The organism is Chryseobacterium sp. DZ-32 (assembly GCF_059587025.1).
This window is the reverse complement of the sequence record NZ_JCAIOM010000012.1, coordinates 12,543-33,153: the sequence shown is the minus strand read 5'-3', so window position 1 is coordinate 33,153 and position 20,611 is coordinate 12,543. Positions and strand designations below refer to the sequence as shown.

Annotated in this window: 21 protein-coding genes; 8 read left to right on the top strand and 13 right to left on the bottom strand. The window is 36.3% G+C overall.

The features are described 5' to 3' along the window. The first annotated feature begins 101 nt into the window (after positions 1 to 101). Positions 102 to 1,823 (top strand): amidohydrolase, encoded by a 1,722-nt coding sequence (locus tag AC59HC_RS14490; protein WP_496558869.1) that lies wholly within the window; start codon positions 102 to 104, stop codon positions 1,821 to 1,823. An 82-nt stretch (positions 1,824 to 1,905) separates the two neighbouring features. On the opposite strand, the gene AC59HC_RS14485 is transcribed toward AC59HC_RS14490, so the two are convergent. The 11 genes from AC59HC_RS14485 to AC59HC_RS14435 all read right to left on the bottom strand — a co-directional run bounded on the left by AC59HC_RS14485 (position 1,906) and on the right by AC59HC_RS14435 (position 11,918). Continuing rightward, the gene (locus AC59HC_RS14485; protein ID WP_047495607.1) at positions 1,906 to 2,517 is read right to left on the bottom strand and encodes an inorganic pyrophosphatase; all 612 of its coding nucleotides are present in this window, start codon (positions 2,515 to 2,517) and stop codon (positions 1,906 to 1,908) included. 17 nt (positions 2,518 to 2,534) lie between these two features. Then, on the bottom strand, positions 2,535 to 3,047 hold the full coding sequence (locus AC59HC_RS14480) for a DUF7935 family protein (RefSeq protein WP_137903997.1): 513 nt from the start codon (positions 3,045 to 3,047) through the stop codon (positions 2,535 to 2,537). A 24-nt stretch (positions 3,048 to 3,071) separates the two neighbouring features. Continuing rightward, on the bottom strand, positions 3,072 to 4,247 hold the full coding sequence (locus AC59HC_RS14475; protein ID WP_343640035.1) for a hypothetical protein: 1,176 nt from the start codon (positions 4,245 to 4,247) through the stop codon (positions 3,072 to 3,074). 76 nt (positions 4,248 to 4,323) lie between these two features. Beyond that, positions 4,324 to 5,256: a phytanoyl-CoA dioxygenase family protein gene (locus tag AC59HC_RS14470; RefSeq protein ID WP_411413279.1), complete on the bottom strand. Its 933-nt coding sequence runs from the start codon at positions 5,254 to 5,256 to the stop codon at positions 4,324 to 4,326. Between the two features lie 73 nt (positions 5,257 to 5,329). Beyond that, positions 5,330 to 6,244, bottom strand: coding sequence for a hypothetical protein (locus AC59HC_RS14465; protein WP_496558868.1), 915 nt, complete (start codon positions 6,242 to 6,244; stop codon positions 5,330 to 5,332). Further along, positions 6,241 to 6,918 carry a RadC family protein gene (gene radC, locus AC59HC_RS14460; protein ID WP_496558867.1) on the bottom strand — a complete coding sequence of 226 codons (678 nt, stop codon included), beginning with the start codon at positions 6,916 to 6,918 and terminating at the stop codon, positions 6,241 to 6,243. Before radC ends, AC59HC_RS14465 begins: the two co-directional genes overlap by 4 nt. Before the next feature lie 17 nt (positions 6,919 to 6,935). Beyond that, positions 6,936 to 7,514 carry a murein L,D-transpeptidase catalytic domain-containing protein gene (locus AC59HC_RS14455; RefSeq protein WP_496558866.1) on the bottom strand — a complete coding sequence of 193 codons (579 nt, stop codon included), beginning with the start codon at positions 7,512 to 7,514 and terminating at the stop codon, positions 6,936 to 6,938. 15 nt (positions 7,515 to 7,529) lie between these two features. Further along, complete coding sequence (locus AC59HC_RS14450; protein ID WP_411413281.1) at positions 7,530 to 8,198, bottom strand: ABC transporter ATP-binding protein; 669 nt, start codon at positions 8,196 to 8,198, stop codon at positions 7,530 to 7,532. 292 nt (positions 8,199 to 8,490) lie between these two features. Next, positions 8,491 to 10,086 carry a dihydrolipoyl dehydrogenase family protein gene (locus AC59HC_RS14445; protein WP_496558865.1) on the bottom strand — a complete coding sequence of 532 codons (1,596 nt, stop codon included), beginning with the start codon at positions 10,084 to 10,086 and terminating at the stop codon, positions 8,491 to 8,493. Positions 10,087 to 10,170: 84 nt separating this feature from the next. Continuing rightward, positions 10,171 to 11,172: a pyruvate dehydrogenase (acetyl-transferring) E1 component subunit alpha gene (gene pdhA, locus AC59HC_RS14440; protein ID WP_110008687.1), complete on the bottom strand. Its 1,002-nt coding sequence runs from the start codon at positions 11,170 to 11,172 to the stop codon at positions 10,171 to 10,173. A gap of 317 nt (positions 11,173 to 11,489) precedes the next feature. Further along, positions 11,490 to 11,918, bottom strand: a complete 429-nt coding sequence (locus AC59HC_RS14435) for an NIPSNAP family protein (RefSeq protein WP_496558864.1) — start codon at positions 11,916 to 11,918, stop codon at positions 11,490 to 11,492. 164 nt (positions 11,919 to 12,082) lie between these two features. Between AC59HC_RS14435 and AC59HC_RS14430 the strand changes: the two genes are divergently transcribed. From AC59HC_RS14430 to AC59HC_RS14420, 3 genes are read left to right on the top strand one after another with little or no spacing between them, the layout of a single operon-like run. Further along, a complete protein-coding gene (locus AC59HC_RS14430; RefSeq protein ID WP_202842609.1) occupies positions 12,083 to 12,685 on the top strand; it encodes a phosphatase PAP2 family protein in 603 nt (200 codons plus the stop codon). A gap of 8 nt (positions 12,686 to 12,693) precedes the next feature. Beyond that, positions 12,694 to 13,191: a BlaI/MecI/CopY family transcriptional regulator gene (locus AC59HC_RS14425; RefSeq protein WP_110008685.1), complete on the top strand. Its 498-nt coding sequence runs from the start codon at positions 12,694 to 12,696 to the stop codon at positions 13,189 to 13,191. A 24-nt stretch (positions 13,192 to 13,215) separates the two neighbouring features. Continuing rightward, entirely contained in the window at positions 13,216 to 15,000 is a 1,785-nt protein-coding gene (locus AC59HC_RS14420; RefSeq protein WP_496558863.1) for a DUF4153 domain-containing protein, read from the top strand. A 60-nt stretch (positions 15,001 to 15,060) separates the two neighbouring features. Here the strand turns inward: AC59HC_RS14420 and AC59HC_RS14415 are convergent, their stop codons facing one another. Together AC59HC_RS14415 and rbp are read right to left on the bottom strand one after the other, a co-directional pair. Next, the gene (locus AC59HC_RS14415) at positions 15,061 to 15,297 is read right to left on the bottom strand and encodes a hypothetical protein (RefSeq protein ID WP_482400065.1); all 237 of its coding nucleotides are present in this window, start codon (positions 15,295 to 15,297) and stop codon (positions 15,061 to 15,063) included. Between the two features lie 86 nt (positions 15,298 to 15,383). Next, complete coding sequence (gene rbp / locus AC59HC_RS14410; protein WP_034696719.1) at positions 15,384 to 15,734, bottom strand: RNA-binding regulator; 351 nt, start codon at positions 15,732 to 15,734, stop codon at positions 15,384 to 15,386. Between the two features lie 346 nt (positions 15,735 to 16,080). Here rbp and AC59HC_RS14405 point away from each other — a divergent pair, with 346 nt between their 5' ends. The 4 genes from AC59HC_RS14405 (at position 16,081) to AC59HC_RS14390 (ending at position 20,609) form a co-directional block, all read left to right on the top strand. Beyond that, positions 16,081 to 16,497: a DUF6157 family protein gene (locus tag AC59HC_RS14405; RefSeq protein ID WP_496558862.1), complete on the top strand. Its 417-nt coding sequence runs from the start codon at positions 16,081 to 16,083 to the stop codon at positions 16,495 to 16,497. Between the two features lie 93 nt (positions 16,498 to 16,590). Next, the gene (locus AC59HC_RS14400; protein WP_137903989.1) at positions 16,591 to 16,986 is read left to right on the top strand and encodes an acyl-CoA thioesterase; all 396 of its coding nucleotides are present in this window, start codon (positions 16,591 to 16,593) and stop codon (positions 16,984 to 16,986) included. Then, positions 16,983 to 17,543, top strand: coding sequence for a helix-turn-helix domain-containing protein (locus AC59HC_RS14395; RefSeq protein WP_496558861.1), 561 nt, complete (start codon positions 16,983 to 16,985; stop codon positions 17,541 to 17,543). Before AC59HC_RS14400 ends, AC59HC_RS14395 begins: the two co-directional genes overlap by 4 nt. Positions 17,544 to 17,741: 198 nt before the next feature. Further along, entirely contained in the window at positions 17,742 to 20,609 is a 2,868-nt protein-coding gene (locus AC59HC_RS14390) for a heavy metal translocating P-type ATPase (RefSeq protein WP_496558860.1), read from the top strand. Positions 20,610 to 20,611: the final 2 nt, after the last annotated feature.

Below are 20,611 nucleotides of genomic sequence, written 5' to 3'. Positions count from 1 at the left end.
TCTTATAAATATAATGAAATTATAAACACGTAATAAAATTCACTAATAATAATCTATTATTTTGTAAATTTGTTTCTCACTACAATTTGAATTAATTATTTATGAAAAGGATTTTATATACTCTTTTTTTATCTGTAAGCATAAGCAGTTGCCACAATAAGATACCTAAAGAAAAAGCTGAAATTCTCTATTTCGGAGGTCCTATTATAACAATGGAGGATTCTTCTCCTCAAGTTGAAGCAGTAGCAGTTAAAGATGGGAAAATACTTTTTGCCGGAACAAGACCGGAGGCAGAGCATTTCTCGGAACCTGCCACCAAAATGATTAATTTAAATGGAAAAACTCTTCTTCCCGGTTTTATAGATGTTCATGGGCATCTTACTTCAAGAGCCGGGATCATGGATGCTGTAGATCTGTCTCCAGAGCCTTATGGTACGGTGAATTCAATCAAAGATTTACAGAATACAATTAAAAACTATATCAAAAACAATAAAATTACCGGTCAACAGCCCATTATCGGAAATGGGTATGATGATGCGATTATGGCAGAACACCGTCACCCTACAAAAACAGAACTGGATGCCATCAGCAAAACCAATCCTATTATTGTTATTCATGCTTCGGGCCATGCCAGCGTTGCAAACAGTGCCATGTTACAACTTCTGGGAATAACAGAATCATCAAAAGATCCTGAAGGAGGACACATTGGCAGGGATAAAAAAACAGAAAAACTGAACGGAAAACTAGAAGAGAATGCGAGTTTCACCGCTTTACTGACCTTAACAGAAAAAATGAATAAAGGCAAAGATACTCAGGCTCACGCCATGGAAAACCTGATGAAGGCTCAGGAAGAATGGCTCAGCTATGGACAGACGACCATTTGTGATGGGAGAACAATGGGAGAAAGTGTTGCGCTGTTAGAAAAAGCAGCATCCCAACATCTTCTTAAAGCTGATGTTGTTTACTTTCCGGATTATGAATATTTCAAAAAGGATTTCAGCCGTTTCAAGCCAAAGTATATGAAATATGAAAATCGCCTTAAACTGGCCGGGTTTAAATTTTCTGATGATGGTTCTCCACAGGGAAAAACAGCCTGGCTGACACAGCCTTATTTAATTCCGCCCGAAGGTCAGTCTACAGATTACAAAGGATTTCCCATCTTTACGGATGAAACGTTATATAACGACCTGAAAACACTTTTCCAGAATCATATAACCGCACAGCTTCACGTGAATGGAGATGCCGCCATTGATCAGGCTATACGGGTTATTAAAAGGTTAAAAGATGAAAATATTTACCATCCGGAATTGCGGGCAACCTTAATTCACGTACAAAACAGCCGCCCGGATCACATTCAAAAAATAAAAGAATTAGGGGTAATTCCTTCTTACTTTTCTACTCATGCTTATTTATGGGGAGACTGGCATTATTCAAGTGTTTTCGGTCCTGAAAGAGCTGCTTTTATAAGTCCGGCCAACTCAGCATTAAAAGCAGGAATTACGTTTACCATTCATCATGACGCTCCGGTTACACCACCCGATCTGATTACCGCAGTTTATGCAGCAGTGAATAGAAAGACGCGTTCGGGAATGATCTTAGGACCTAATGAAAGAATCACTCCCATGGAAGCTTTAAAAGCGATTACCATTAACGGAGCCCATCAGTTGCAGGAAGAAAATAAAAAAGGCTCTATTAAAGCAGGTAAAATGGCTGACTTTGTTATTCTCGATCAGAATCCTTTAACGATAAGTCCTGAAAATCTCAGAAACATTAAGGTGCTTGAAACGATAAAAGAAGGAAATTCCGTATACAAAAGAAACTGAATTTATTGATATCATAAAATATTCACAAAGAAAAAGCAGATGAATTTTCATCTGCTTTTTTGTATGCGTTGGGAAGAAAATCTTATCCTCCGAATTTTTCTGCGTAATCAGCCTGAGAAGCTTTGATCACTTTTCTTGCGTGCTCAGCTCCGTAAACTTCCTGGATTCTGCATTTTGCAGGCTCATCCGGTAAGTTTTTATAGGTAAGGAAATAGTGCATTAATCTTTTTACTTCTGCTTCCGGTAATTCAGAAATATCTCTGAAGTGTCCGAAAGCGTGGTCATTGATCATTACAGCAACAATTTTATCATCCGCTTCACCACCGTCGATCATTTTGAAACCACCGATTGGAATAGCTTCCATCAATAAACCTCCTGCATGGATGTTGTGAGAACTTAAAACACAGATATCAAGCGGGTCATGATCTCCCATCGTTACATCATCAGCTCCAGCCTCTATAGCAAGTTTCATTACTTCATTGTGGCAGTAAGTTCTAGGAACAAAACCATATAAAGCAGGGATAATGTTAGAGAATTTCTGCGGCCTGTCTACCTTTAAATATCCTGTTTCTTTATCTACTTCATATTTAATAGTATCTGAAGGAACAATTTCCACAAATACGTTTACAACATTTGGCGCATCTTCTCCTGCAGAAATTCCGTGCCATGGATGTGCTTTAAAATTTGGAATCATTATTTATCTGTTAATTTTTAAGTTATTATTAAAATTTCTTTTCTTAAATCTTCAATGGTTTCAGCAATATAGTCGTTGCCTTCCATATAGTTCATGATGAAAATCGTTTTGAATTCATCCAGCTGAACCTCTCCTTTCAACCCGTCATAAGTTTTATGAAGCAGCTCTATAATCGCATTTTTTGAGTCTACGATATTCTTCCAGGAGTTTTTTGTAATGTATAACTGCTGTGAAGAGTTGTATTCAAATTCTTCATTGATCGCCTTTTCAGTCAGGAAAATAAACTCATGAACGGCCAGTCCCCTGTCGAACCTCTGTATAAGGTTGGAAGGCTTCATTCTGTCCAGAAACAAGGTCATTCTTTCATAAGAATGTGCTTTGTTCTCTGAGTTGGATTTCACACTAAGTAATTTGATTTCCTGGTTCTTAAGAGTAATATATGAGTGTACAAATTGTCTGAGCAAAACCAGAAAAGGAATTGCAATAATCAATGCAAATGCATAGGGTAAATATCCTGATAGACTCGTCATAATTTTAGACTGCAAAATTACTAATTATTTTCCGTCTTCTAAAGAGTTTTTAAAGATATCCACTTTAGAAATTTGTATATAGACCAAAGCAAGGATAATTATAAGATAAAAGCCAAGCATCATCCTGTTTACCAGAGACGGAAAAACCAAAAATCTCAGCATGACAGTTGTGTAAATAGCAGCAAAAAACAAGAGCTGAGCCTGATTCTTTTTATTGTAAAACGAGAAGCGATTGGCTAAAATGATTACAATAAAAATCAATAAGATTGGAAAGTAGGAAGAATTGAACTCCAACATTACATTACTTTTAATAAAGAGAATATAATCTGCAAAGGAAAACGGATCAGGCTGTGACACAGGATAAATCTGAACTTTGGTAAACTGATTCATAAAAAGTGCAGACCACGAAACCTGATTAAAAGCCTGTATTAAAAAGAAGGAAAGAAATATATATCCATATGATACCAGTAATGAACCTGTTGTAATCTGAAAGTTATTTCTATAAAAATAAATAAGGGCGTACAGGAATGAATAAAAAATAAAATATTCAGGCCTTGTAAGCACACACAGCATAGCCAATATGCCTGCGAAAAAGAAATTTTTTCTCACTAAAAATACATAAAAGCTCAAAAGAAGCAGCAGGCATGATAAGGAATCTGCTGAAACATGCCGGGCCGATTCCGGCAAGGGCTTGAACAGTGAAATTAAAACAGTAAGGATAAAGGCAAGAGGATAATTTCTCAGAATTTTTATCAAAAAGCTGAAAATCAGAACCAGAATTAATGCATAAGAGATAACTGAAATCAGGGAGATTGAAGCAGAAGCACTGAAACCAAGCTTAAACAATGACCAGCCGATAAAATTATAAAAAGGTTTTACCACAAAAAGCTGTAACTCTTCTTCGTAGGCTTTGGGATTTTGCGAGATGATTTTATAGTAAGTACTCTCCCCTTTGGCTACTTCCTCAGCCATTGGATTAACAGAACCAAGTCCCGCGAAATCAGGACTTTTTTCTCTCAGTTCGTCATATACCCTCTGATGAATTTCTTCAATTTTCATTTCAGGATATTCCGTTTTATAGATGAGTCCCATATAGGCTTCCATATCAGTATTGTAGTAATGGTGGGTATACAGGTAGTATGACATAACGCATACATACATTGAAAATATAAAAACAAGAATATTCTTCTTTTTTCCCATACACTGATATTAAGAATACAAATGTAAAAAAACTATCATTTAAAATGCCTAAAGAAAGTTTTTATGAAGAAGTGCCCTAAAGTTCAAACAGAGCAGGTCTTTGTGTTACTTCATGATAACAGACACTATTTTCATCAAAGAAATGGTAAACAAGGCTTTTTCTGGTTCTGTTTTTATCTGTGTGAGGTTCTCCGCCGTGAAGAATATTGGCATGCCAGATCAGTAAATCTCCTTTTTTGGCTTTAAAAATTTCTTTCTTTAAGCCTAATTCTTTTACTTTATCTTCCAGAAAGGTTTCATAGGCTCTGTAGCTTTTCTTGCCGATTTTCAGGGCTGTACCTTCATTATCATAATCAGAATTCAGGAAATAAGGAAGCTTATGACTTTTAGGAATATAATGAAGCGCTCCGTTACTTTCGTCTACATCTTCCAGGGCAATCCATACACCTAATAAACCACCTAATGGATACGTGGTCATGTGAATACTGTCAGAATGGGTTTTCTGCTGGCTGCCATTGATAAAATTGATACTTTGGAAAAGTTTGGATTTTCCGTCAAGCAAAACAGATAAAAATTCTAACAGTTCTTGATCACTTCCAATATTTTTAATGATTTCTGAATGATGGATCGCAAACATCAGTTTTCCTCCGTATATAAATTTCAAAGTCCCATCCTTCATCAGTTTATCAATTTCAGTATTGATTTGATCTGCTGTTTCCGGACTAAGGAAATTTCTCAGAATCATATACCCATTCTCATCATACTGAAGAGCACTTTCTTTATTTTCTTCAGAAAGCTTCTTAAAAAAAGGGGTTTCCTTCAATTTTGTATAATCCAGTGTTCTTTCACTAGTTGGAAGATGAGCAAAATCTTTGCTTGAAATACTTGAAAAATAGTTCTTATTGATTCCGTATTTTTTATATAATGGAATATTATGCTTTAATTTATTCTTTTTAAACAAGTTATAAAGCATGTATGATAATTTGTACTGACGAATCTGTTGTAACATAACTGTTTTACTAAGGATTTTATAAAGTTACGGAATATTACTTAATTAGAACCAATCTAAACAATGCTTTTCATCATAAAAAAGACTTTCCTCTTAATATAAGATACCCTAACTTTTTGAAAAGGTTCTTTTTTGAATTCTCAATAATTCCGTAAGGCCTTAATTCCGGCCGGAATCCGCGGAAAAATTCCTCAATATTGGGGAGTTCTCCTCCTTCAAAATCAAATATATGAGTTTCAATATTCTCTTTAATGACATGATCAATCAATACGGATGCTCCTGATAATCTGACATAATTTTTATCATTAAAATTTCCTAAAAGCGCTACCATACCACAGTCCGTATAGGTAGCAATTATATTGATAATCTTATGCTGATAGTAAAATGCCGTAAATTTGAGGTAACCAAGATGATGAAAACTTTCAAAGATCCTCATGAATTCTCCGAGATCATTTTCCTTGCTCAACCCTATGGTATTCGCTTCAATAAAAGCTTTAGCTTTATGGTAAGTGATTATTTTAATTTCTGATTCTTTTAAAACAGCTTCATCTAACCTAAGTTTTCTTTTTCTTTTGGGTGAATATCTTGTATACACCTTCTCATAAGCATCAGGATACAGTAAAAAATTCTTCTTGATTCTGATCTTTGTACGAAGCTGATTGACATCATTGAAAGGATATGCCCTGATCATATAATTTTTTTCCAGATATTCCAGAAAAGCCTCATTAAGATCCACATCATCTTTAACGGAAAAAACACCCAGCTGCTGACAAAGCTTAGGGTTGTGCACGATTTTCATCCCGTATTTTCTTACGAAAGGAACAGGCATTACTGCTTCGTAATCTTTATAAACAAGAATTTCCCAGGGCATTGTAGAAGTAGTATCTAAAAAATGCTTTGCAGCAGAATATTTTCTTTGTTCGGAATTTTCTAAACACTGAGCATATTTTACAAAGTCAATTTCATGGTATTTTAATCTTCTAATCATAATAATCCTGCGTCCGAGAAACTAAAATAAGCATCCTGCGTGACAATAATATGGTCTAAAAGCTGGATACTTAATGTATTTCCTGCTTCTTTTATTTTCTGTGTAATGTTGATATCTTCCCGGCTTGGTTTTAAGCTTCCGGAAGGGTGATTGTGGGCAATGATAATGCCGGTTGAAAAATGATCCAAAGCTGACTTATAAAGTGTTCTTACATCTACAATAGACTGACTGATCCCTCCCTGTGTGAGTTGAGAAACATGAATTACTTTATTGCTGTTATTAAGGAAAATCGCCCAGAATTCTTCTGTTCTCAGGTCAGAGAGCTGGTTTCTGAGAATGACATAGGCATCGTGACTATTTCCAATCATTGTTTTTTCAGGAATTTCCTGAACAGCTCTTCTCTTTCCGATCTCTAAGGCCGTAATGATTGAAATAGCCTTTGTAGCACCAATTCCCTTGAATTTCATCAGGTCTTTAACGGATAGTAAACTTAGCTGATGCCAGTTGTTATTGACAGAATTCAGAATTTTTCTTGCGAGCTCTACAGCATTCTCATCCCTGTTTCCACTTCCCATAATAATTGCTAACAGCTCAGAATCAGAAAGTGAGCTCTTGCCTTTCTGCAAAAACTTTTCTCTGGGTCTGTCATCTTCTGCAAGAAATTTTATAGCCATGGAAAAGGAATTATAAGTTAATAGAATGCATATAAAATGATCGGCTTCTTCGACTGATCAATGTATTTTGCCGTTTCTTTGAAAGCATTTACCGAAAGCATAGGACAGCCTAAACTTAAACATGCAGGATTCCGGGATTCTCTATCCGGAACGCATCCGTAAGAATGAAGAACAATGGCTCTCTGCATAGCATTACTGTTGGTAGAATCCAGACCTGCCAGCCGATACGCTTTACCAAATTTTCCTACATAGCTTTCTCCAATAGCATATTTTCCAAGGGATGACTGATAAGATCCTTCAATATTACTGAATTTCAAAGCATCTGACTTTGGAATAACCGAACCTGAGCCATGAGAGACAACAGCCTGCTGTACGATTGTATTGTTTTTCAGGTTATAAATAAAATAGCGATACTTTCCTGAAGGGATTTTAAAGTTGATAAAAACAGCCAGTTCCTGATTGTACTCTTTTCCTTTAATATAATTTTTAATCTCCGAAATCCTTGCCTGAGGAATACCCAACGGGTTCAACTGCTGGGATTCAGCTTTTGAACAGGAAATTACTATTAAAAAAAGAAAAATAAAGTGTTTCATCATCCGGTTTTTATACTGCTACTCTATGATCATTCCGTCTTTCATAACAAGCTTACGGTCTGTAATTTCTGCAAGATTAGGGTTATGGGTTACAATAACAAAAGTCTGGTTGTATTTGTCTCTCAGATCGAAAAACAATCTGTGAAGATCATCCGCATTCTTGGAATCCAGGTTACCTGTAGGCTCATCCGCAAAAATGATTTTCGGTGAATTGATTAAAGCCCTTGCCACCGCTACCCTTTGCGCTTCTCCACCAGAAAGCTGGTTGGGTTTATGATTCAGTCTTTGCTCTATCTTCAGATCTTCAAATAAAGCATAAGCCTTTTCGATAGCTTCTCTTTCGTTGGCTCCTGCTATTTTTGTCGGAAGCAATACGTTTTCCAACGCGGTAAACTCCGGAAGAAGCTGATGAAACTGAAATACGAAACCGATATTCTGATTTCTGAATTTTGAAAGCTGCTTATCATTCATATTGATAAATGATTCACCTGCTATTTCAATTTCAGTATCGTATTTAACGGACTGGGTGGGATGATCCAGTGTTCCTAAAATCTGCAGCAGTGTAGATTTACCTGCTCCTGATTCTCCTACAATAGAAACCACTTCTCCTGTTTTGATATGAATATCAACTCCTTTCAGTACCTCTAAATTCCCATAAGATTTATGGATATTTCTTGCTTTAATCATGATTCAAAAATAGTGAATTGCCTGCAAATAAAAAACCGCTTTTTGAAGCGGTTTGTATTTTATTTTACTTTTTGAATGTTTAGATTCCGGCAATCTACTTATACAGTTCTTTTCTATTAATTTTTTAAATTATTACAGTCTTATTTTTTATAAAAATATTTGTACCAGAAGCTTTTTCTATACCTATAAGGTTTTTGGAACCTTATAGGTTTGTCATTCATCATTTCCATTAACCCAAAAAAACAAAAAAACCTCCCAGTCCGGGAGGTTTCAATATTTTCAATTCAGAAAATTACAGTAACAATGTTAATGGACTTTCTAAATATGTTCTTAATGTCTGTAGGAACTGAGCACCTGTAGCACCGTCTACTACTCTGTGGTCACAAGCTAATGAAAGTTTCATAGTGTTTCCAACTACGATCTGACCATCTTTAACGATAGGCTTCTCGATAATCGCTCCTACTGAAAGGATTGCAGAGTTTGGCTGATTGATGATACTTGTGAAAGTTTCAATTCCAAACATTCCTAAGTTGGAAATAGAGAATGTAGATCCTTCCATTTCGTTAGCTTTAAGACCTTTACTCTTAGCTCTTGATGCCATATCTTTTACAGCTGCCGAAATCTGAGTATAGGTCATCTGATCTGTATTTTTCAATACAGGAACTACCAATCCGTCCGGAATAGCTACTGCTACACCAATATTGATATTTCCTCTGTGGATGATCTTATCACCTGCCCAGCTTGAATTTACCTGAGGGTGTTTTCTTAAAGCAATTGCAGTGGCTTTAATGATCATATCGTTGAAAGAGATCTTAGTATCAGGTAAAGAATTGATTTCTTTTCTAGCCTCAATTGCTTTATCCATATTGATCTCAACCATCAGATAGTAGTGAGGGGCAGAGAATTTACTTTCAGAAAGACGTTTTGCAATAATATTTCTTACCTGAGAGTTTGGAGTCTCTGTATCTTCACCCTGTACAAAGCTTACTGCAACAGGAGCAGCGCTTGCTGCAGGAGCTGAAGCAGCTGGTTTTGCAGCTGGCTGATAGTTTTCAATATCTTTTTTAACGATTCTTCCGTTTTCACCAGAACCCTGAACACTGTTGATGTCAACTCCTTTATCCTGAGCCATTTTCTTAGCCAGTGGAGAGATTGCCACTCTGTCAGAAGATGAAGAATTGGCAGCAGGAGCAGCTTTTTCTTCTGTTTTAGTTTCTGCTTTTTGTTCAGCTGGTTTTTCAGTTGACTGACCCGCAGCTTTTGGAGCTCCTACAGCGGAAACATCTGTTCCTGCAGGGCCAATGATTGCCAATACGGAATCAACCGGAGCAGCACCTCCTTCTTCTACACCTTGCTTCAATAGTACTCCATTGAATTCAGATTCGAAATCCTGTACCGCTTTATCTGTTTCGATCTCAGCAAGAAGATCTCCTTCTTTTACTGTATCACCTACATTTTTGTGCCATTTAGCCACCTTACCTTCTGTCATCGTATCAGAAAGTCTTGGCATTGTAATAATTTCTACTCCTGCCGGAACTTCTGCAGCAGCAGGCGCAGCAGTTTCTGCTTTAGGCTGTTCTTCTGATTTTTTTTCTTCAGTTGCAGCAGCGGGAGCAGCAGCCCCACCTGTCAATCCTGAAATATCTTCTCCTTCATTCCCGATAATAGCTAAAACAGAGTCTACAGCAGCAGCAGATCCTTCTTCTACACCTACGTATAAAAGAGTCCCTTCTATTTCAGATTCGAAATCCTGAACTGCTTTATCAGTTTCAATTTCAGCTAAAATATCTCCTTCTTTTACTTTATCTCCTACTTTTTTATGCCATTTGGCCACCTTACCTTCCGTCATTGTGTCGGACAGGCGGGGCATCGTAATTACTTCTGCCATAATCTATATTGATTTGAGATTCGAGATTTGAGATTTGAGATTTCAGAAATTTCAAACTTCAAATTTCAAATAAATTTTTATTTTTTAGTTTTCTAATTTGTCTAGGAATGGATAGTCTTCCTGAGCATATACATACTCATAGATTTTTTCTGCATCAGGATACGGAGAGTTTTCCATAAATTCGATACACTCTTCAACAAAGTCTCTGGATTTGTTATCGATAGCTTCCAATTCTGTTTCTGTAGCCCATCCGTTTTCTAAAATTCTATGTTTTATCAATTCGATCGGGTCATCATTTTTATGAAGAGCTACTTCTTCTTTAGATCTGTATGGCTCAGCATCAGACATTGAGTGTCCTCTGTAACGGTAAGTTCTTGCTTCAATAAATGTAGGTCCGTCTCCTCTTCTTGCTCTTTCAATCGCTTCGTAAGCAGCTTCTGCTACCTTCTCAGGATCCATTGCATCTACAGCAAGGCAAGGCATTTCGTATCCTAAACCTAATTTATAGATATCTTCGTGGTTAGCAGTTCTTTTTACAGAAGTTCCCATTGCATATTGGTTGTTTTCCACAACAAATACTACCGGAAGTTTCCAGTTCATTGCCATATTGAAAGTTTCATGTAAAGAACCTTGTCTTGCAGCACCATCTCCAAAGAAACAGATGTTTACAGCTTTTCTGTCGAAATATTTATCAGCAAAAGCAATACCTGCACCTAAAGGAATTTGTCCTCCAACGATACCATGTCCTCCGTAAAAACGGTGTTCTTTACTGAAAATGTGCATAGATCCACCCATACCTCCGGATGTACCAGTAGCTTTACCACAAAGTTCTGCCATGATTCTTTTAGGATCCACGCCCATCGCCATTGGATGGATGTGACATCTGTAAGCAGTAATCATACTGTCCTTTGTAAGATCCATTGCATGTGTAAATCCGGCAGGGATAGCTTCCTGACCGTTATACAAATGTAAAAATCCTCTGATCTTTTGTTTTAGGTAAAGAGAACGGCATTTGTCTTCAAACCTTCTCCACATTGTCATATCTTCATACCACTTCAGGTATACCTCTTTAGAAAATTCTTTCATGTGTTAGCTCTTGCTTTTTTATGATGAAATAGTTGAGCAAAATTATGAAAAAAACTTTGTTTTTATTCTATACATAGATAACTTTTCGATTTTTCTGTAAAATCTACTTGCAGGCCGGACGGATTATTCTTAATTTTCGAGCCTTTGAAACTCTCATAAGACAACCTTTTATTGATCATTTTCTTATCATGACAGCTAAGCAATCAGCCTGTTAATGTGGCTTTTCCGAAATTAGAATCAAGATAAAAATACAGGAAAATGATTATGCTTCACTCTCTATTTTCTTCCCCTTTAATTATTGTTAATATACCTTTTGGTTATTTCAACAGCTTTTTTTCCGGAGAAAAACCGGTAAGTTTGAGCGTTCTATCTTCAATTTCATTAACAAAATTGCCATATTGACTGGCTGTCCGGGCTTTAATTTCCTTCCATTCGTGATCTGCCATAAATCCTTCCCAAGCGATTTTCATAGTAGCTTCATCTTTCCATTCAAGCAGATAAACAAATTCTGTCTTATCTTTAAATTCCGATTCCCAGATCGATACAATGGTAAATCCGTATTTTTTCATTATTCTCAGAGCATGATCTCTGAAGCGGTCCAGAAAAACCTGCTTGTTCTCTTTGGGAATTTCATAAATTCTCAATTGATGTACAGGCGGCGGCGAAGAAATATTTTCCGTGGAAACCTTTTGTCCGAAAGTAAAAAATCCTAAGATAACCAATACGAATGTGAATAGGTGTTTCATGATAATGATTAAACTGATCAATTAAAAATAAAACATTTCCTGCAAAATTTAATATTAATCTAAAAAAGTAAAAAAAGCTTAGCGCATTTATCCATCAAATTCAACCGGCTTCTTCCCCTTGTTTTTTGATGTTATAATGGTATATTTGACCTTTAAACTTGATTATGGAAGAAAAACAGTCTTCATTATTACATAAAATTTCAAAAGTCATTTCTGATTTTTTTAACCCTTTAGTCTCTCTGATCATTTTCTTTACCTACATGAGCATCAGGGAATATTCTCTTAAGGATTCTATGCTGTATTTTCTGCCTGTATTATTAATGATCATTATTCCGGTTGTTGTATGGCTGGTATGGAATGTGAAAACGGGAAGATATACCAATATGGATGTCTCCAATCGTGTTCAAAGGAAAACCTTGTATATATTTATTGCAGTATGCGTGATCATTTATCTTCTTTTCAATTATATTAAAAACGGATATATTGATCTTGTCATGCTGTTTATTCTGGTGCTGCTTTTCGCCCTTCAGATCAGTAATCTTTTTATCAAAAGCTCGATGCATACAGCATTCAATATATTTGTAGCAGCATTATTTTTCTCACTCGACTGGAAAATGGGTCTTGCGTGGCTGGGAATTGCTGTTTTGGTCGGAATTACCCGTATCATTTTAAAAAGACATACCGTAAAAGAAGTATTTATGGGGGCTGGAATAGCTTTTTTGGTATCTTTTATCTATCTTTATTGCAATATTCAATTTCAACATTAGAATACTCTATGAAAATAAATCATCTTACTGCCGCAGAAGAAAACTTTATGAAACTGTTTTGGAAAATGGAATCTTTCTATCTGAAGGACGTTATGGAGCAGCATCCGGAACCGAAACCACACCAGAATACGGTTTCCACTTATTTGAAAATATTAGTTGAAAAAGGCTATCTGTCCACTGTAAAAGAAGGAAGAATCTTCAAATACAGCGTGCTTGTTCCTTTAGAAGAGTATAAAAAATTCCTGTTAAAAGAGCTTTCACATAACTTTTTTAATCATTCAGGGAAAGAAATTCTAGAGCTTTTATTAAGTGAAAAATTAATTTCCCAGGAAGATATGAAAGGCTATTTTGATCTTAAAATCGAAATAAAGCCGGCAAAAATTGAAGAACCTAAGTTCGAAGTAGCTGAAGAAATCCTGAATCCCAAAAAAGAAAAGAAAACCAAAGGAAAGGAAAAAGAGAAAGACAAGGACAAGGACAAAAAGAAGAAAAAGAAAAAAGATTAATTTAAATTCAAAAAACACCAAATCATGAAAACAAAATTCCAGGAAACTCTAAGCCGGGCCAATGAAGCCATTTTCCGATATCCAATGGTTTTGGTAATGGCTTTATTAGCTTCTGCCGGTGCCATATGTATTGCGGAAACAGATCGCTTTGAAATAACTTCTTATATCAAATTTACCATTTGTGCCTGTTTGGGAATTTCCCTGATGTTTGCATTAAAAATGCTGTCACAAAGAATCGGAAAAGAATTATTACTGCACGTATCCGGCATTATCTTTCTCATCGGTTTTTACTGTATTCTCCCTGACAGAAAGGAAAGTTTTACAGAAGTGCATGCTTATCTTATTGCTGTTACTGCTCTTCTCTCCCATTTACTCGTATCATTTATTCCGTTTCTGGAGAGAGACAGAGAGCTCAGGTTCTGGCAGTACAACAAAAATCTTTTTATCAATATCTTTCTTACTGCCGTATTTACCGGAGTTTTGACTGGTGGCGTTGAATTGGCAATTCTGGCCATTGATAGACTTTTTGATTTTAACTTTCATGACAAAATTTACAGAGATACTTTCTTTGTTCTCGCTATTTTCGGGAGCAGTTTTATATTCCTTTTATTTAATGACAAAGGCTTAAACAACCTTGAAAAAGATGGTACCTATCCTGTTGTTCTGAAGTTTTTCACTCAGTTTATTTTAATTCCTTTACTCCTGATCTATGTAACGATCCTTTATTTCTATTCTGTTAAAATAGTCATCAACTGGCAGCTTCCGAGAGGCTGGGTTTCTTATCTTGTTTTAGCGTACAGCATTGTGGGTATTCTTGCATTGCTTCTGGTACATCCTCTGAAGCAGGAAAACGCAAAATCCTGGGTCAGGATATTTTCAAAAGCATTCTATTATACAATCCTGCCTTTGATTATTCTGCTTTTCACTGCAATTTTTACCAGAATTTTAGAATATGGTTATACAGAACCAAGATACTTTGTTCTCCTGCTTGCTTTATGGCTGTTAAGCATTGTTATATATTTTATTTTTAACAAGAAAGCCACCATAAAATTCATCCCTGTCAGCTTATTTTTATTTGGCGTTTTTTCATTGATCTTCCCTTACCTTAATGCTTTTAGCGTAGCTAAAAGAAGTCAGAAAACGGAATTAATGAATATCTTAAACCAACATCAGCTGATCAGTGCCGGCAAGATTAATTTCCAGAAAAAGGTTACAGATACAATCCGTACTGAAATTGCCAATAAATTTGAATTTCTGGCTGAAAGAAAACAAGAGGCATTCCTATCGGGTTTACTGAATGAAAAAGATCAGGCTGAATTGTCAGAAAATATTGAAAAAGGTTCCTTTTACAGTATCAATTACAGCATTCAGAATAAGTTTTCAGATGTGAATGTCACTGTAAAAAACAGGGCGTACGAAATGAACAGACTCGTTCTTGTTCGTGAAGAAAAGGCTGTAGGAATCGGGAATTATCAATATTTAATTTCTTTCCATCGGTATAGCAGAGATCCACAACAACTGAATAATGACCAGTTTGAGCTTACAGACCAACTGACAGAAAAATCCTCATTGAAACTCAGTTTAAATGATCAGGAAGAAGTAGATTTCGGACCACAGATCATTAAACTATTTGAGGAAAATAAAAACAAAACAGGAAACGTAAAACTTCCTGAAATTGCGATGGAATCTGACTTAGGCAAGTATCACGTTAAACTTATCTTCAATGAGATTACAAAGGAAAAATACTCTGAAAATGACACTGCCGATATTTATTACGAAAACGTTTACATTCTTATAAAATTAAAATAACGTTCCAATAAAAAAGAGACTACCTTCTGGATAGTCTCTTTTATTTATCTGAGTTATAATTTATCTGTTCGTTCCGGAACTCCAAAGCGGAGAGTTTCTTCCGTAGATCACAAGATTTCCGTCATCCTGAACGGATAACTTGTTTGCTCCTTTACCACCTGTATTTGAACTGAAGGCAACGCCATTTCCACGGGTATACACTACCAGATTACCATCTTCTTGGAAAATTGCTCTTACTCCTCTGCTGGTTGTCTTTGCTTCCCATACAGGAACACCGGATTTGTTATAAAATACCACAATATTTCACCCCAAAATTATAATTAAATGATTTACTGGAAATAAAATTTCCATAAAAAAAGCGGCTTAAAAGCCGCTTTATATTTTTACCAACGATTTCCGCCTCCGCCACGGTTGTTACCATAGCCTCCGCCTCTATTGTTGTTGTTACCATAACCTCCACCTCTGTTGTTATCGAAGCTTCTTCTTGGTTTTTCTTCTCTTGGTTTAGCTTCAGATACGTTTAGAGTTTTTCCGTTGAATTCTTTTTGGTTAAGAGCTTCAATAGCTTGCTTTCCTTCTTCATCACCCATCTCTACGAAACCGAAACCTCTGGAACGACCAGTTTCTCTGTCTGTAACGATTTTAGCTGATGATACATCTCCAAATTCTGCGAATAGATCGTGCAACTCATACTCTTTAGTTGCGTAATTGATGTTTGAAACAAAAATGTTCATTTTAAATAAATTAAAAAATTAATAAAAATTTGGTATATAAAAGAAAAACAACATAAATTAATGAACAAATATTGATTCCAAATATAAACGTATGCAAGATACAATTAAAAATTTCAAATCAAAGCTTTTTTTACATATTTCTCACATTATGTTGAGTACAAGCGATCAAAAAGGATATAAAAACAATTTAAATAACTGAAAATCAAACAATTAAATACTGTATTATCATTTAGTTAATTTATTTAACATTTGACGTAAAAAACAACCTTTATCCAACTTAATCCCGCATTTATATTGACGCACTTATTTTCATTTTAAATTCGAAAAAACATCAAATCATCAACATATGAAACAGCATACCACCAATTACACAGATACTCTTATTGAAATTGCTGAAGACTGTCCGGTTTCCCAGGCACAGATTCCTCCGGAAAAGAAAACAAAGACACTCGCCAACCTTCAATATGAGAAGCTGATAAAACAGCCTTATCAATACTCGTCCGATGATCTTATTTTTGAATGTTATGCAATTAAAAATGATCTATCAGAAAGCGAAAAACAAAGTGAAAGAGAAAAATTCTTTTCCAAAGGCCAGCCCTGCCTCCGGTGCTCTCCTCTTGCAAAAAAATACGGATTCGGATTTCATCACAATTCCGAAGGAAAAGTTGCCCTGATTCCTGTGGAGAGTGAAGAATATCAGATATTGCTAAATGACCGTTCTGTAGCAAAAACAAAAGCCATGCGTTCCAAAAAAAATGATTGAGAAAATGAATGATTCTTTTCAGTTCAATGAATACTATTCTTTTGAAAAGATCAGCTTTTAACACTAAATTTGTACTTCAAATTATTAAAAGATATGAACTACCATACCAGAAAATGGGTGAAGCCCGAAGATTTAAACCCCAACCATTCACTTTTCGGAGGAAGACTTCTTCAATGGATTGACGAAGAAGCGGCATTGTATGCTATTATCCAATTGGAAAACACAAAAGTAGTAACCAAATTTATCTCTGAAATCAACTTCGTGAGCTCCGCCAAACAGGGAGATATTATAGAAATAGGAATTGAAGCTACTCATTTCGGTTCTTCTTCTATTACTTTGAGATGTGATGTAAGAAACAAAATGACTCATCAGACGATTATTACTGTAGAAAGAATTGTCATGGTCAACCTTGATGCGGAAGGTAATCCTGCTCCTCATGGCAAGACCCAGATTGAATTCGTAAAAGACAGGTTAAACAAAAGCTTATGAAAATATTCATAAAGAATATGGTCTGCAACAGATGTATTGCGGCGGTAGAAAATATTTTCCGTAATGCAGATGTAAGGATAAGCAATATCTTATTAGGTGAAGTAGAAACAGAGAACGAAATTTCACCTGAAAAAATCCAGATTATAGAAAAGGAATTGCTTGACACAGGTTTTGAAAGGATCATGGATTCTGCACATCAGACCGTAGAAAAAATCAAAAACCTGATTATTGTAAAAATAAGCGATCTTGATATCTCAGAAGATTTCCTGCTTTCAGAATTTTTAAGTTCAAAATTTCACAAGGATTACAGCGCTCTTTCAAAAACATTTTCACAAAACGAAAATATCACATTAGAGCAGTTCTTCATTCTTCAGAAAATTGAAAAGGTAAAGGAACTTCTTTTGTACAATGAATTCAATCTTACCGAAATCGCAGGAAAGCTTGGCTACAAAAGCGTTCAGCATCTTTCTTCCCAATTCCACAATATAACCGGATTTACTCCGACAGAGTTTAAAAAACTTAAAGAACACCATCGCAAGGCGCTTGATAATCTTTAATACATTTGAGTGTTTGAGCATTTAAGGAGTGAAGGAATTAAATATCCCTATCACACTTACAAACTCTCAAACGCTCAAACACTATTACTCTTACACTCTCAAACTCTCCCACTCCACCTAATTTTATAACTATTATCCTTAAATTTATAACAACCTTAGGTTTCCATTTTGGAAATTTGTAGTATAAATTTAAGAATCATGGAACAACAGTATAAAATACTCGGAATGACCTGTTCCGGCTGCCAGAAAAAGATATCCAACCAACTGAACAGTGTTGAGGGCGTCACTGCCGATGTAAATCTGGAAACCCATACAGCCACCATCACTTCTGATCATGGAGTGAAGCTTTCAGTTTTGAATGATGCTTTGGCAGAAATAGGAAAATACAGACTTGAAGATCCTGATCATCCTGAGAAAACTTTTATAAAACCTCAGGACCGTGTGTCGCCGTCTTCAGTATACTATTGTCCGATGGAATGTGAAGGCGATAAAGTTTATTTCAAGCAGGGCGAAAGATGTCCTGTCTGCAAAATGTATCTGGTTCCTATTGAAGAAAAGCTGGCTAAGGATCCTAATCATAAACCAACCTATTCATCAACCAACCTTCCTGAAAACTTTAAAGACAGCATAGGAAAATACTATTGCCCGATGTTTTGCGAAGGGGATAAAGTATATGATGAAAAAGGCAGCTGCCCTGTTTGTCATATGGATTTGGAGCCCATCACTGAAGAACTTGTACAAAATATAAGCTCTCATCAGCATCACGATCATTCCCATGCTCACAACCATCACGATCACCATCACAGCCATCATCACGAAGCGCCAAAAGTGACCGATGAAATGGCCGGCAGATATTACTGTCCGATGTACTGTGAAGGTGACAAAACCTACGATTCCAATGTAGGGTGTCCTGTCTGCGGAATGGATCTTGTAAAATATCCTGAAAAGAAAACCGCAAAATACACCTGTCCTATGCATCCGGAAATCATCCGTGACGAACCGGGAGACTGCCCGATCTGTGGAATGGATCTCGTAAGAATGCCGGACAGCGGTGATAACGAAGAGGATGAAACTTATAATATTTTAAAAAGAAAATTTTTTATTTCACTGGCATTTACCATCCCGGTTTTCATTCTTTCAATGGGAGGAATGGTGATCAACTTCCCTTTCTCTCATCAGATCCAGGGATTTATTGAGCTTGCTTTGACTCTTCCTGTAATGTTTTATTCAGGATGGTTTCTGTTGAAAAGAGGCTGGGTTTCCTTCAAAACATGGAATCTCAATATGTTCAGTCTTATTGCTCTTGGAGTAGCCGCAGCATTTATTTTCAGTATTGTGGCCTTATTCTTCCCGGATATTATTCCACATGAAATTCGTGGACACAATCATGAAATTCCATTGTACTTTGAGGCTGTCTGTGTGATTTTAACGCTTGTTATTTTAGGTCAGCTGATGGAAGCAGCAGCTCATAAAAAAACAGGAAATGCCATTAAAGAATTAATGAACCTTTCACCTGATGAAGCCAATCTTATGATAAACGGTGAAGAAAAAAAAGTACTGCTTTCCCAGGTAAAAATAGGAGATTTATTAAAAGTAAAACCGGGTGAAAAAATTCCCGTAGACGGAAAAATCATTGAGGGAAATTCTATTGTAGATGAAAGCATGATTACCGGAGAACCCGTTCCCGTTGAAAAAAGTGTAGACGATAAAGTATCTTCCGGAACCATCAACGGTAACCAGATATTCATTATGAAGGCAGAAAAGGTAGGTGATGAAACACTGCTTTCCCAGATCATTAAAATGGTGAATGAAGCCAGCCGCAGCAAAGCTCCTATCCAGAAACTTACCGATAAAGTTTCTAAAGTATTTGTTCCTGTAGTCATTCTTATTGCTGTGCTTACTTTTATTCTGTGGCAGTTTTTCGGTCCGGAAGGGAAAAGAACCTTATTTGCTTTTGTGAATGCTGTTGCAGTTCTTATTGTGGCTTGTCCCTGTGCCCTTGGGCTGGCAACTCCAATGTCTTTAATGGTTGGAATCGGGAAAGGTGCTAAAAACGGAATCCTTATCAAAAATGCAGAAGCTCTTGAACAGATGAATAAAGTAAATGTTCTGATTACCGATAAAACAGGAACTTTAACAGAAGGAAAACCTTCAGTAGAACATATTGAAACGGTAAACGGAGATGAGAATCACATTTTAAAACTGGCTTTTTCTCTGAACCAGAATTCTGAACACCCGCTTTCAAATGCCGTCATAAAAAGAGCAAAAGAAGAGAATGTAAGTGCTGAAAAAGTAGATCAATTTGAAAACATATCTGGAAAAGGAGTCAAGGGAAATATCAATGGCAAGACCGCTTATCTTGGAAATGAAAGTCTATTGACCTCGCATCAGATTATGATTCCGGAGAGCTTAAAACAGAAAGCAGTAGAGGTTCAGTCTAAAGCCCATACAATTTCTTATATCGCACAGGAACAGCAGGTGCTGGGATTCGTAAGCTTTACAGATAAAATCAAAGAAAGCTCTAAGAAAGCCGTAAAACAGCTGATGAGTGAAGGTATAGACGTCATCATGATGACCGGAGACAACGAACACACTGCCAAAGCTGTTGCTGATGAGTTAGGAATCAAACATTTCAAAGCCAACTGTCTTCCTGAAGACAAACTGAATGAGGTAAAAAAACTACAGCAGCAGGGCAAAATTGTAGCGATGACGGGAGACGGAATCAACGACTCTCCTGCTCTTGCACAGTCTGATGTGGGCATTGCTATGGGTACAGGAACAGATGTTGCGATTGAAAGTGCTGAAATTACTTTATTGAAAGGAGATATCTTAGGCGTTGCAAAAGCTAAATTGCTTAGTGAAAAACTTCTCAAAAACATTAAAGAGAATCTGTTCTTCGCATTCATCTATAATGTACTAGGCGTTCCGGTTGCGGCAGGATTATTGTATCCATTCTTTGGAATTCTTTTATCACCAATGATTGCAGCTGCAGCCATGAGCTTCAGTTCCCTGTCTGTGATACTGAATTCATTGAGATTAAACTCCGTGGATCTGGATATAAAATAATA